Raw genomic sequence first — 12,961 nt, 5'->3', positions numbered from 1 at the left:
TAGCCCTCCTCTTTCTCTCTACTATAAAAGAATGAAATAAACTTTATAACATTATAATGTTTATATTTAAAAAGATATAATTATGCTAAAACTAATTGTTCTGCTTGCCTAAGCACTTTCAAACCATCACACATGCCATAATCTCGTTGGTCTATAATCGCAACTGGTATATTGTATGAATTTGCAAGAAACTCTACAGCTGGGAATAAATATTTCACCTGTGGGCCAATTAAAACGACATCGGCTTCCTTAATTTCAAGCTTCACTAGTTCTGAATCAACTGCCTTAATTTTATAATTCTTCCCCTGTTTCTTTGCCTCTTCTTGCATTTTTCTTACGACCATACTCGTTGACATACCTGCTGCACAACATAATAAAATGTACATCTTATACGGTCACTTTCTCTTCTACTCGTTTATGAAGAGCAATAAATTCTTCAGCCAGTTCTTTCACTGTAATTGCATTCATTAAATGATCTTGTGCGTGCACCAACAGTAAACTAATTTCTGCATGATTTCCTCTTGCCTCTTCTTGAATTAAATCCGTTTGAATACGATGCGCTGCTGAAATTTCCTCACTAGCAAGTTTCATCTTTTCACCGGCATTCCCGAAATCTCCTTGTCTTGCAAAAGCAATTGCTTCAAGCGCCGCACTTCTCGCATTGCCACCATGTAAAATTAACGCAAATGGAGTTTGCATATCAGCCATTTTAAATTCCCCCAAGCTATATGTTTTCTATATTTCCATCTTATTATGAAAACGCATACAATTAAACATAAAAAACTTCCGTTATGTAACGGAAGTTTTTATATACTTTTTCAAAATGATAATAAAATCTCTTGAAAATCTTCAATTACCTCGGTCTGAGTAAGTTTCTCTATCGTAGTTTGACTAGACATAATATCATATAAAAAATCATAAAGCCTTTGCAAATCTTCATTATTATTGCGCTTTACACTAAATAAAATAATTACTTGTACTTTTTTATCTCCCCAATCAACAGCCTTTTCAAGTGTGCAAAACATCAAAAAAGTTTCCTCACTTAATAACTGCATCGGATGCGGGATTGCAACTGAATTCCCAACCGCTGTCGGAGACGTATTTTCTCTTTCCATAACAGAAGCATAAAAGTTTTCTGGTACATAGCGTTTCTCAGCAGCTTTCTCACATAAAAACTGAATAACATCCTCTTTCGTAGAAGCACTATGATTTAAAAAGATTAAATCTTCCTTAATATATTGCCGCACACTATTATTTACATGCGTAAACAACCGCTGACCAATCGATTTAATCTCTTTATCATCAAATATTGAATTCACTTTTATAACTGGAACAGGCAAGCCACTCGGTATATGAATCGTACTAATAATACAATCTATTTTTTCTTTATAAAGATCTTCTACTTTCAATTGATAATAGCCTGTAATACCTACAATCTCTAATTTATCTCGGAACTGTGATAAAATTTTATATTTTAATAGTTGGGCACTTCCTTGACCAGTCGCACAAACTAATAAGCATCTTTTCTTTTGATTTTGCTCCTGCAAACGGCTCATAGCTCCACCGAAGTGAATTGCAATATAACCAATTTCACTTTCAGGGATCGATTCACCCGTATATTCACCAATGATATCTCCAACGAGAACCGCAATTTCAAAAGCATACGGATAATTCTTTTTCACTTCTGCCAAAAGAGGATTTCTCGTATTTAACTTATACTTCAAACGATTTAATAACGTTTTTAAATGAATACCAAATCCAAATAATAATTCTTCATCATAATAAAAAATAAGATTCCGTTCTTCCGCTACTTTAAAAAGAATATGTTGCATAAATGCATATATATCTTTCCCTAATAGCTCTTCTATATTTTCATAGCGATTTCTCGTTGTAACAGCAGTACTTAATAAATGCATCGTCACATATAATACTTCTTCTTCTGGAAATGAAAATTTTAACGCTTTCTCTAAATCTCCTAAAATCTGCTTCGCAATTGTATATTCTTTCTTTATTATAAGTTCTGATTGCTCCGCATGCAGTCCTTTCATATAATGTTGACTTTGACAACGCTTTAATGCGATTGCAATATGAATGACTAAATTATCAATTTCTATATCAGATAAATATATTGTTCCGCCTTCAATATACTTTAATATAATTGAACGAATGAGTGATATATGCGGTAGCGATAAATATGTCTCCGTCTGCTCAAATTGCTCATGAAACGGAGTATGGTCATAACGCGGTAAACCATATTGTGATAAACAAGAACGAATATTAAATTCCTCTCCAACAATACGTATACCATAATACGGTCTCTTCTCAATTTGTAATTTATAGCGACCACATATATCTGTAACATCTTTCATAATTAAATTGACCGTTGATTTGCTCACATACATCTCTTCCGCTAATTCTGAAAGCTTCACATATCCCTCTGTCATTAAAACACGCTGCAGAATGTACGCTATTCTTTCTTCATAAGAAGTTGGGATCTTTTCCGTCTGTTTTTGAAATAGACTCACACAAAAGTCTTCAAATTTCTTCTTTTGTATAATTTCTAATTCGTATCCAGTCCCTCTTTGCGATTCGATTTTCGCTCCGTTTTCTTCCAATATATCATTTAATAATTTTATATCCTTTTGAATCGTCTTCGTCGATACATGTAAACGGCCCGCTAAAAAAGCTCGATTTAACATCGATTTCTCTTCTAAAAATTCCTCTAAAATAGAAATTAATCGCTGATGCACCTTTGTCATAGCTCTTCCTCTCGCTCTTTATATATAAAGGGGGAAAAGCTGCTGAAATCAGTAGTTTTTCCCCTTTATATTCTCTCTATTTCTTTAATGTAAATCCGAATTTATCCCATGCTTGTAAATAGTCTAGTAAGAAAATCTCTTCTTCTACAATTCGACCAACTACATTTGTTTTTCCTGTATTCACCATATCTTTTAATGCAATTTGTAATTCGCCTTTATACTGACCATATTGTTCATTATCAATTAATAAATCCCCACGCTTAATTTCACGCGTATTATGAGGTTTAAACTCTTCTTTTTTATATTTCACACGACTTTGTGTAGAACGAATCATATATTCAGATACATCTCCGCGATAAAAATGTGGTTCGTTTAATACGATAATTCTTTCTAGTTCTGTCGTTGTATCATATATTTCTATATCAAATGTTTGTTTCTCTTTATTTAATGCACCTAGTGCTTGTAATTCTTCTTCTGACGCATATGCGTTTGCAATAATAACATCATCAATTAATTCCGTCGCGAATAAATGTTTCGCCTGTGTTGTCATCGGTAATTCACGATGCTGCTCTAATGTACATAACCCTTCTGTTACTGGCCAAGGTCCGTATGTTGCATCAAATGATGAAATAAAAGCAGCCGTTCTCATACCGTAATCTTTAAATTGTTTCGAGCATTTAATGAAATGATCGTATGATAACCCTGAATAACGATGCGGATAAAAATTATGACAACCAATTAAATTTTCACGATTTGGTCTATGACTCATAATGTTATCTACATACTTCGTACCATTGCTCATATTAATCTCAATTTTCAAACCATACGGATTATAAGTCATAATTGATTCTTCTAATCCTGAAAAACCAACATCTAAACGAATACCGTACGCACCCAATTCATGGAAGAATGATAAATCATTATACGAAATACCTAATTGTTCAAAAACAGATGGACTAATATCCACTAATACTTGGAACCCTAATGCATTCGCATGTGAGATCGTTTCTTTAAATTCTTCAATAATTTTCTCTTTTTCTCCATCCACAGATAATAAACATGTGAACACACGTGTAAACCCATATTTACTTGCTAATGTTAAATACTCCTTATCTTTCTCTACTGTTGAATGTTCTGGATAAATAGAAATACCTAATCGTCTCATATGTACACGCCTCTTTCTTCATCATATTGTAAACCTTTTCAAATATATGTAGTGAAAAAGTATATATCCCCTTCTTGTTCACTACTCCTTTGAATCCGCTTTCTTTAAAGAAAAAACAATTTCTATCATTCTTAACACCTACAAGTCTATACATCTATACTTTACATCTTTTTTTCATAGTTGTGTAGCCTTTACACAAATTTGTCAGTTTTTCACCTTAAAAATTGTTATCCGTTTTCAAGACACCTTCCTTGACTGTTGCATTGGCCAATACATATACTCGAAAGAAAAGAGAAAATTTTATATAGGGGATGAATATATGGGAGAAGCAATACTCGTAAAACGAGAACCGTTATGGACAAAAGAGTTTGTTGCTTTAATTTTTGCAAACTTATGTATGTTTTTAGGGTTTCAAATGTTAATTCCAACCTTACCTGTTTATGTGAAAGAAATTGGTGGCACAAGTTCCAATATCGGATTGGTTGTCGGCATGTTTACCGTTGCGGCACTTTTTGTTAGACCGCTAACTGGGAACGCCTTGCAAAAATTTAATAAAAAAATCATCTTAATGATCGGTACTGCTATTTGTTTACTCGCTATGGGCAGTTACCTTTTCGCCTCAACAATCTTTCTCTTGCTTGCTGTTCGTATTTTACACGGAGCTGGTTTCGGTATTACAACGACTACATATGGGACTGTCGTTTCTGATTTAATTCCCTCAGCTCGCCGCGGAGAAGGCATGGGATATTTTGGTCTTTCTGGAACAATTGCAATGGCCCTCGGTCCACTTATCGGACTATGGCTTATGCAAACATATAACTTCACAATTCTTTTTTTATGTGCATTATCGTGCACAATTGTTTCATTAATATTAACGAAACTACTTCAAATCCAAAAAACGAAACAGCCTCCACAACAATCATCTAGTACTTTTCTCGATGGATTTATTGAGCGTAAAGCTTTACTTCCTTCATTATTAATATTATGTATTACATTAATGTACGGAGGAATCGGAAGTTTTATCACACTATTTGCTACAGAAGTCGGCATAGCTGATATTAGCCTCTTCTTTTTATGTAACGCACTAGCAATCGCTGTAACTCGTCCATTCTCTGGAAAGCTATATGATGCAAAAGGCCATACATTCGTCATCATTCCGGGAGTTATTATAACGTTTACAGGTATTATTTTATTGTCGTATACGACGACAATTCCGAGCTTAATTATTGCTGCAGCATGTTACGGAAGTGGTTTTGGAGCGATCCAACCTGCACTACAAGCATGGATGATTGACCGCGTAGCACCGCATCGACGCGGCGTAGCAACGGCTACATTCTTCTCCGCATTTGACCTTGGAATCGGCGCTGGAGCGATTATATTTGGATTTATTGCTCATTTTACAAACTATGCAACTGTATATCGTTACTCCTCTCTATTACTTATTGCTTTTCTCTTCATTTATATTACAAGCATAAGAAAACAAAAGCATAGCGATAAAAACACGGAAAAAGCTGCTGGATAAATCAGTAGCTTTTTTATCTTATTAAAAAATTGTTTTCCCTCGTTTTGCTGTTATAAAACTACATGCATTTTCCTACATATTTTTTAAAATTTCATCAAAAAATATACGATGAACTCGCAGACGCTTTCCTTGATATTCAACTGAACAACATTATTCTAAAAAGTGTGATTTCTTTACAAAATTAAGATTTATACAAGATGAAAACCAATAAAATACAGCTGTTTCTTTAAGTGTTTGTAAACTTTTATTCCCTTTGTAAATTTAGTGTAAATTTTACTAGCAAACCGTTTACAGTGACTCAAGGTTCAGTTAATAATTACATCGTACATGAAATTTAAGGAGTGGAATGCGTGGAATATAATGTTCAAGATATGATCTTCCAGTTCATTGGTGGATTAGGTATTTTCTTATTCGGGATTAAATACATGGGCGATGGACTGCAACAAGCAGCTGGAGATCGTCTTCGCGATATTCTAGATCGTTTTACAACAAACCCACTTATGGGTGTATTAGCAGGTATGTTAGTTACTGTATTAATCCAATCCAGTTCAGGAACAACCGCTTTAACAGTCGGACTTGTAAGTGCCGGATTTATGACATTAAGACAAGCAATCGGTGTTATTATGGGTGCAAACATCGGTACGACAGTTACTGCATTTATTATCGGAATTAAAATCGGAGAATATGCTCTTCCAATTATGGCAGTTGGAGCAATCTTACTATTCTTCTTTAAAAATAAAAAAGTACATTCTTTAGGTCAAGTTATATTCGGTTTTGGTATGTTATTCTTCGGTTTAGAATTAATGAGCACAGGTATGAAACCTCTTCGCTCTTTAGAATCATTCCAAGAATTAACAGTTAGCATGAGTGATAATCCAATTTTAGGAATTGTTGTCGGCACAGTCTTTACTTTAATTGTACAAAGTTCAAGTGCAACAATCGGTATTTTACAAGAACTATTCGGTCAAGGTGCAATCGATTTACAAGCTGCCCTTCCTGTATTGTTCGGTGATAACATCGGTACAACAATTACAGCTGTATTAGCAGCAATCGGTACTTCAATTGCAGCAAGACGCGCAGCATTAGTTCACGTTATCTTTAATATCGTTGGTACAATCATCTTTACAATTTTATTAGTACCATTTACAAGTTTAATTCAATACTTCCAAACATCATTAAACTTGAATCCAGAAATGACTATTGCATTTGCACACGGAACATTTAACGTAACAAATACTATCATTCAATTCCCGTTCATTGCAGTGTTAGCATGGATTGTAACAAAAATCATTCGTGGTGAGGATGCAGCTATCGACTTCAAACCACAACATTTAAATCCAATCTTTATTGAACAATCTCCAGCCATTGCTTTAACAGAAGCTCAAAAAGAGATTATCCGTATGGCTGAGTTCTCATTACACGGATTAAAAGAAGCAAACCAATTTTTAAACACACAAGATAAAAAACACGCTGACATGGCTACTCAATTAGAAGGAGCTATTAACAATTTAGATAAAAAAATTACCGAGTATTTAGTTTTACTATCAGAAAAGCCACTTTCACCTACGGATTCTGAAAAACATTCTGTTTTAGCAGGTGTTGTTGGAGATATTGAACGTGTCGGTGATCATGTAGAAAACCTTGTAGAACTTGTAGATTTCCAAATTTCAAACCGTGTTTCACTATCAGACGAAGCATTAGCTGAGTTAAACGAAATGCTAGAATTAACGATTTCAACACTGCATGACTCAGTTGAAGCTTTAACAAACTTCGATACTGAACTAGCTCAAACTGTTATTGCAAAAGAACGCAAAATCGACCAAATGGAACGTGTTCTTCGTAAACGTCACGTATTACGTCTAAACGAACGCAGCTGTTCAGGTGATGCAAGTATCATCTTCGTCGATATGGTAAGTAACTTAGAGCGCATTGGCGATCACGCTGTAAATATCGCTGACGGTGTTTTAGGCGAACAAGGAAAAATCAATTTAAAACAATCATTATAATAAGAAAGAGACGCTAACTTAAGCGTCTCTTTCTTATTATATTTTAACAAATGTTCTTCCTTTTAACTTTCCTTGCAATATAAGTGTAAACTTCTTCTCTAATTCTTCTAATGTACATTCTTCTGTATAAGATAGTAACTCTTTATTTCCCCATTCATTCGCTAAAAGCGTCCACACATCTCTTCTCACATCCACTGGACATTGCACGGAATCTACCCCTAAAAGGCTTATACCTCGTAAAATAAACGGATATACCGTGGTTTGTAGTTCCTGGCCTGCCACATTACCGCATGTCGTTACACAACCACCATACTTTACTGTTTTTAAAGCTGTTTCTAACATATGTCCACCTACAGTATCGATAACTCCGGCGTATATCCCTTTTAACATCGGTCTTCCTGATTCATCATTCAATTCCGCGCGATGAATCACTTTTTTCGCTCCTAGACGTAGTAGCATCTGTTCCTCTTCCATTTTCCCTGTCGCTCCTACTACGTTAAACCCTAACTTACTTAATATACTAACAGCTACACTCCCTACGCCGCCTGTAGCACCCGTTACTAAAACATCTCCCATACTAGGCTTGATTCCTGCTCCAATAAGCTTATATACCGACAAAGCCGCAGTAAAACCTGCTGTCCCATACATCATACTTTCCTTTAATGACAATCCTTCTGGTAAAGGCACGACCCAAGATGATGGCACGCGAATATATTCTCCGAAACCACCAGAAGTATTCATCCCTAAGTCATATCCCGTTACAATAACTTGATCTCCTACCTTAAAAGAGTTATCTTCACTACTCACAACTTCTCCTGCAGCATCAATTCCTGGCGTATGAGGATATGTTCTCGTAACCCCTTTATTACCAGTAGCTGAAAGGGCATCTTTATAATTTAATGAAGAATAATGAACTTGTATGAATACGTCTCCCTCAGGTAAACTACTTACTTCTCTCTCAACAACTTTTCTTACAAACTGATGATTTTCCGTTTCGTTCACAACGATTGCTCGGAATGATGTATGATTCATTATGCTCTCTCCTTTATCCGTCAAATTCTTCTTTATTATATAGAAGAAATAGGTAAGCTTACTCATTTCTTCTTGGATATATTTCAACAAATCTTACTTCCCTATCGCTTTCTCATAATATATATTTTCATTTCTACTAATAGCCCTTATACTTATTCTACATCTACAAAATAATATATAGAAAATCTGACTTTTTATAAATAAATTGAATTTTTACGAAATGTAAATGATTTGTAATGTTTTTTTTCGCTAAATTTCATTATAATAAGTGGATATGAGTGTCGTATTTCAATCCAAATGAAGGAGTACAAGAAATGGAGCAAAACCCATCTTTGCAAGAAAATACACGCAGTAAACCGAAAAAAAATAAGAAAAAAATAAAAATTATTATAAGCGCTATACTATTCGTTTTATTAATAGGCGGCGGTTATACTTGGTTTTTAGTAAATAAAGCATCTTCTGCTGTTCGAAATGCCGCACACGATTTAGCACGCGGTGATAAATCTGATTTACGAGATAAAGCTGTAAAACCTATTACAAATAACGTCTCTGTTTTAATAATGGGTGTTGATGAAAGCGATGTCCGAGGAAAAGAATATGGTGAAGCTATAAGAACAGATGCGCTTTTACTTGCAACATTTAATAAAGATAGCAAAACTGTTAAACTATTAAGTATCCCACGTGACACATATACTTATATCCCAATAGAAAAGAAAAAAGATAAAATTACACACGCTCATGCATTCGGTTCTGCTAAAAACGGAAAAAATGGTGGACCACAAGCAAGCATTGATGCAGTTGAAAAATTAATGAATGTTCCTGTCGATTATTTTGTGAAATTTAACTTTAAATCATTTATAAAAATCGTCGATGACTTGGGCGGTGTTGAAGTTGATGTACCAGTTGAATTTACTGAGCAAGATAGCAATGATAATGCTGAGGCAATTCATCTAGAAAAAGGTGTTCAAAAGTTAAATGGCGAAGAAGCTCTTGCTCTTGCTAGAACAAGACACATCGATAGCGATGCAATGCGTGGACAACGTCAACAACTCGTTATCGAGGCTATTTTAAAGAAACTAACAAGTGTTGGTTCCGTAACAAAAGTTGGCAACATCATTGATGATATTAACGGACAATTCGTTACAAACTTAACATTTGATGATATGCTTTCATTCTATAAATATGGATCGGATTCGGAAATTGAGAAATTACAAATCCAAGGTGATGATTGCTATATGGCAAAAGGTGACGATACATGTAGCAAATCTGCTGGTGGTGGTCGAACTTACTACTACAATCCAGATAAAAAAGAATTAGCTAATGTTACAAATGAACTTCGTACTCATCTTGGGCTACCTGCATATACAAAGTCTGACTCAGACTCTGATTCGAAAAAGACAAAAGAATCTAAGTCTGAAAATTCAAGTGAACGCGAATCAAGTAACAATGAAGTGAAAAATAAGAACAAAAATAGCAGTGAAGATACAGAAACATCGTCTAACGACAATGAATAATAAAGAAGCAGTACTCTATGGAGGTAGAGTACTGCTTCTTTTTATTTCTTCAGAATCAAAAATCAGAACTTTCTAACTATCTTTTTTAATATTTTTAAATTATAATAAATAGTAGCAATCTATTCCAATTATCAGGGGGCTCATACATATGAAAGCTGCAGTAAAACATAACATCTCAGATTTTAAAGACTACTTAAAATCCAACGATATATACATGGAAGAAAATATAGATGAAAATGATGGATCTGTTCATTTTTCAGTAGGATTAGAGACAGAAGCTGGCGCAAAAATTCAACTTATCGCTGCTTTCCAAAACGAACATCCTACGGTAGATATATACTGCTTCAATGTTGCTCACGTGCCTGATGCAACATCAACAAATGATATTTTACATGTTATTAATGAATTAAACACATCTTATCGCTTTGCAAAATTCACATTAAACAAGCAAAATGCAATTGATATTTCAGCATCTCTTGCATTCTCAGAACCAAACTTTAATCCAGCACTTGTCTTTGAACATACGAGAATGCTATATAAATTAGCAAATGACGAATATAAAAACTTAATGAAAGTTATTTGGGCATAAAGTAAAACTATAATCCGTTAGGTTTACGGGCAATAAATAAAAGGATGGGCTGTAAGCAGCACCATCCTTTTATTTTGATATCATATCGATCCACATTTTAACAGCAGTGCCTACAATTAAAGTGGACAATACATATTGCAGTACTTTTTGATTTAGCCTCTTCCCGACTCGTGCTCCAAGTGGCGCAGCAAATATACTGGCAACCGCAATAATTAGAGCTGGAATGATAACTACTTGCCCAGTAATCACTTTTCCTGTAGTAATCCCTATTGAGGAAATAAACGTAATAGCGATAGATGTCGCGATCGTCATGCGCAGTGGTAATTTTAAAATAACTAGCATAATGGGAACTAAAAGGAACGAACCTCCAGCTCCTATAATGCCTGAAGCTCCCCCTACAACGAACGCTAACAAGCTTGCTAACCATTTATTATACTTCACATCTCCACTATTATTTTGTTTCGGTACAAACATCATAATAGCTGCAATTGTAGCTAATGCTGCATAAACAACATTGACTGTATGTTCCTCTAATATGTTAGCACCGAAACTCCCTATGAAGCTTCCTATTAATATACTAGCTCCCATATACATAACTAACGTTTTATTCATGTCATTACTTTTCCGGTATGCCCACGCGCCTGCAAAAGTTGCAAAGAATACTTGTACCGCTGTAATACCGCTCACTTCATGTGACGTATAGCCAGTAAATCCTAGCAATACTGGAATGTATAAGATCATCGGATAATTAATAATCGCGCCACCAATCCCAACCATTCCTGATATAAATGATCCTATAAACCCAATTATAAAAAGTAATACGACTAAGCTCATCTTACATCCCCCGCCTTCTAAAAAGAAGGTGATTTAAATGAATAAGTTTACATTCCCATCCGAAGCATCTGCTAAATATGCCCCTACACCTGCAAACTCTACCCCTTCCATAATCTCTTCCTCTTTTAACCCTAATAAATCTACTGTCATTTGACAAGCTACAAGTTTAATTCCTTGTTCTTTCGCCAAATCAATTAAATCTGGCAAAGGCATTGCATTATGTTTTTTCATAATGCCTTTAATCATCTTCGGCCCCATGCCAGCAAAATTCATTTTGGATAATCCCATCTTATCAGCACCGCGTGGCATCATTTTTCCAAATAATTTTTCTATAAATGTTTTCTTTACATTCACATGTTCATCTTTCCTTAAAGCATTTAATCCCCAGAAAGTATGAAAAATAGTTACCTCTTGATCATACGCCGCTGCGCCATTTGCAATAATATAAGCAGCCATCGCTTTATCGTAATCTCCGCTAAATAACACGATTGTCGTTTTCTTCTGTTGTTCCATATTGTTCTCCCTCCAATTACCTATAGGGGTATTTACTTGTTTATAAAAAGGCCCAAATCACTTACTTCACTATATGACTTTACCTTCCCACGCTAACATACCACCTACCATATTGATTGCTTGAAAACCGTAGCTCTCTAGAAACTGAACTGCTCTTCCACTTCTTCCGCCAGAGCGACAAACGATAATATACTCTTTCTTTTTATCCAACTCATGCATTCGAAACTCTAATAGCCTTAGCGGAATATTACATGCTTCTGGAATTCTTCCTTCTGCTACTTCTTCTACTTCACGGACATCTACGATATTTACTACTTCTTTACGTAACAATTTTTCTTCTAATTCTTTTGCTGTCATTTCTTTCATTTTAAAGTCCCTCCTCACAAAGCATTCATACCACCTGAAACGTTTATTACTTGCTGAAACCCTAGTTTTTTCAACATCTTTGCAGCTTGCTTACTTCTCATTCCACTTTGGCAAATAACGATTACTTCCATATTTTTATCTAACTGACCTGCTCTACTAGCTAACTCATTTAACGGGATATTCTGAAATCCTTTCATATGATTTCCTCTATATTCACCTACTGTACGAACATCGATAAGTTGTTTCCCCTTTTTTTCCACTATATTCTTTAATTCTTTTCCACTGATATTTTGCACACCTTTCACTGGTAAAAATCGTGAAATAACAAACCATGCAGCAAGTACAATGAAAAGCGTACTTACTATTGTGTTCATATAACCACCCTCTCTGCATTTATAACAACATTTTTTCCTACGCCTTCTTAATCCAAAATTTCAGCACATCAGCTTCTTCTACATGCTTTACGATTTCATGACCAGTTTTGTTTGCCCACGCTGGAATATCCTTAATTGACCCTTTATCCGTTACATGTACTTCTAACACTTCGCCCGATTGTAAAGTATCCATCGCTCTTTTCGTTCTTACAATCGGCATCGGACATGCTAAATCCTTCGCATCTAATACTTGTTTTATATTCATCATTAATTCCTCCAATTTGTTA

The 12,961-nt window shown here is 34.9% G+C and carries 14 protein-coding genes; 4 read left to right on the top strand and 10 right to left on the bottom strand.

The window, feature by feature from the left end; all coding sequences use genetic code 11:
* Positions 1 to 80: 80 nt before the first annotated feature.
* The 4 genes from IBT51_RS21835 to IBT51_RS21820 form a co-directional block, all read right to left on the bottom strand.
* Positions 81 to 386 (bottom strand): PTS sugar transporter subunit IIB, encoded by a 306-nt coding sequence (locus IBT51_RS21835; RefSeq protein ID WP_000275645.1) that lies wholly within the window; start codon positions 384 to 386, stop codon positions 81 to 83.
* Between the two features lies 1 nt (position 387).
* Complete coding sequence (locus IBT51_RS21830; RefSeq protein WP_000774631.1) at positions 388 to 708, bottom strand: PTS lactose/cellobiose transporter subunit IIA; 321 nt, start codon at positions 706 to 708, stop codon at positions 388 to 390.
* A 110-nt stretch (positions 709 to 818) separates the two neighbouring features.
* Positions 819 to 2,759 carry a BglG family transcription antiterminator gene (locus IBT51_RS21825; RefSeq protein WP_088022304.1) on the bottom strand — a complete coding sequence of 647 codons (1,941 nt, stop codon included), beginning with the start codon at positions 2,757 to 2,759 and terminating at the stop codon, positions 819 to 821.
* Between the two features lie 76 nt (positions 2,760 to 2,835).
* A complete protein-coding gene (locus IBT51_RS21820; protein ID WP_001253349.1) occupies positions 2,836 to 3,924 on the bottom strand; it encodes a DUF871 domain-containing protein in 1,089 nt (362 codons plus the stop codon).
* 319 nt (positions 3,925 to 4,243) lie between these two features.
* On the opposite strand from IBT51_RS21820, the gene IBT51_RS21815 reads away from it, so the two are divergent.
* Together IBT51_RS21815 and IBT51_RS21810 are read left to right on the top strand one after the other, a co-directional pair.
* Positions 4,244 to 5,446, top strand: coding sequence for an MFS transporter (locus tag IBT51_RS21815; RefSeq protein ID WP_000503255.1), 1,203 nt, complete (start codon positions 4,244 to 4,246; stop codon positions 5,444 to 5,446).
* Positions 5,447 to 5,796: 350 nt separating this feature from the next.
* Complete coding sequence (locus IBT51_RS21810) at positions 5,797 to 7,452, top strand: Na/Pi cotransporter family protein (RefSeq protein ID WP_088022305.1); 1,656 nt, start codon at positions 5,797 to 5,799, stop codon at positions 7,450 to 7,452.
* Positions 7,453 to 7,488: 36 nt separating this feature from the next.
* On the opposite strand, the gene IBT51_RS21805 is transcribed toward IBT51_RS21810, so the two are convergent.
* The gene (locus IBT51_RS21805) at positions 7,489 to 8,484 is read right to left on the bottom strand and encodes a YhdH/YhfP family quinone oxidoreductase (RefSeq protein ID WP_200458785.1); all 996 of its coding nucleotides are present in this window, start codon (positions 8,482 to 8,484) and stop codon (positions 7,489 to 7,491) included.
* A 314-nt stretch (positions 8,485 to 8,798) separates the two neighbouring features.
* Here IBT51_RS21805 and IBT51_RS21800 point away from each other — a divergent pair, with 314 nt between their 5' ends.
* Both IBT51_RS21800 and IBT51_RS21795 read left to right on the top strand, forming a co-directional pair.
* Positions 8,799 to 9,998: an LCP family protein gene (locus tag IBT51_RS21800; RefSeq protein ID WP_000437406.1), complete on the top strand. Its 1,200-nt coding sequence runs from the start codon at positions 8,799 to 8,801 to the stop codon at positions 9,996 to 9,998.
* 148 nt (positions 9,999 to 10,146) lie between these two features.
* The gene (locus tag IBT51_RS21795) at positions 10,147 to 10,587 is read left to right on the top strand and encodes a hypothetical protein (RefSeq protein WP_000642361.1); all 441 of its coding nucleotides are present in this window, start codon (positions 10,147 to 10,149) and stop codon (positions 10,585 to 10,587) included.
* Positions 10,588 to 10,656: 69 nt separating this feature from the next.
* On the opposite strand, the gene IBT51_RS21790 is transcribed toward IBT51_RS21795, so the two are convergent.
* The 5 genes from IBT51_RS21790 to IBT51_RS21770 all read right to left on the bottom strand — a co-directional run bounded on the left by IBT51_RS21790 (position 10,657) and on the right by IBT51_RS21770 (position 12,942).
* On the bottom strand, positions 10,657 to 11,421 hold the full coding sequence (locus IBT51_RS21790; RefSeq protein WP_000060742.1) for a sulfite exporter TauE/SafE family protein: 765 nt from the start codon (positions 11,419 to 11,421) through the stop codon (positions 10,657 to 10,659).
* Between the two features lie 33 nt (positions 11,422 to 11,454).
* Positions 11,455 to 11,934 carry a DsrE/DsrF/DrsH-like family protein gene (locus IBT51_RS21785; RefSeq protein WP_044783307.1) on the bottom strand — a complete coding sequence of 160 codons (480 nt, stop codon included), beginning with the start codon at positions 11,932 to 11,934 and terminating at the stop codon, positions 11,455 to 11,457.
* 69 nt (positions 11,935 to 12,003) lie between these two features.
* The gene (locus IBT51_RS21780) at positions 12,004 to 12,300 is read right to left on the bottom strand and encodes a rhodanese-like domain-containing protein (RefSeq protein WP_161114504.1); all 297 of its coding nucleotides are present in this window, start codon (positions 12,298 to 12,300) and stop codon (positions 12,004 to 12,006) included.
* 14 nt (positions 12,301 to 12,314) lie between these two features.
* Positions 12,315 to 12,674 carry a rhodanese-like domain-containing protein gene (locus IBT51_RS21775; protein ID WP_064532576.1) on the bottom strand — a complete coding sequence of 120 codons (360 nt, stop codon included), beginning with the start codon at positions 12,672 to 12,674 and terminating at the stop codon, positions 12,315 to 12,317.
* 37 nt (positions 12,675 to 12,711) lie between these two features.
* Entirely contained in the window at positions 12,712 to 12,942 is a 231-nt protein-coding gene (locus IBT51_RS21770; RefSeq protein ID WP_029441679.1) for a sulfurtransferase TusA family protein, read from the bottom strand.
* Positions 12,943 to 12,961 lie beyond the last annotated feature (19 nt).

Origin of the sequence: Bacillus sp. S71 (genome assembly GCF_016625265.1) — a bacterium.
Taxonomy (GTDB): domain Bacteria; phylum Bacillota; class Bacilli; order Bacillales; family Bacillaceae_G; genus Bacillus_A; species Bacillus_A cereus.
Note: the sequence above shows the minus strand (reverse complement) of the source record. Positions and strands in the feature narration are given on the sequence as shown.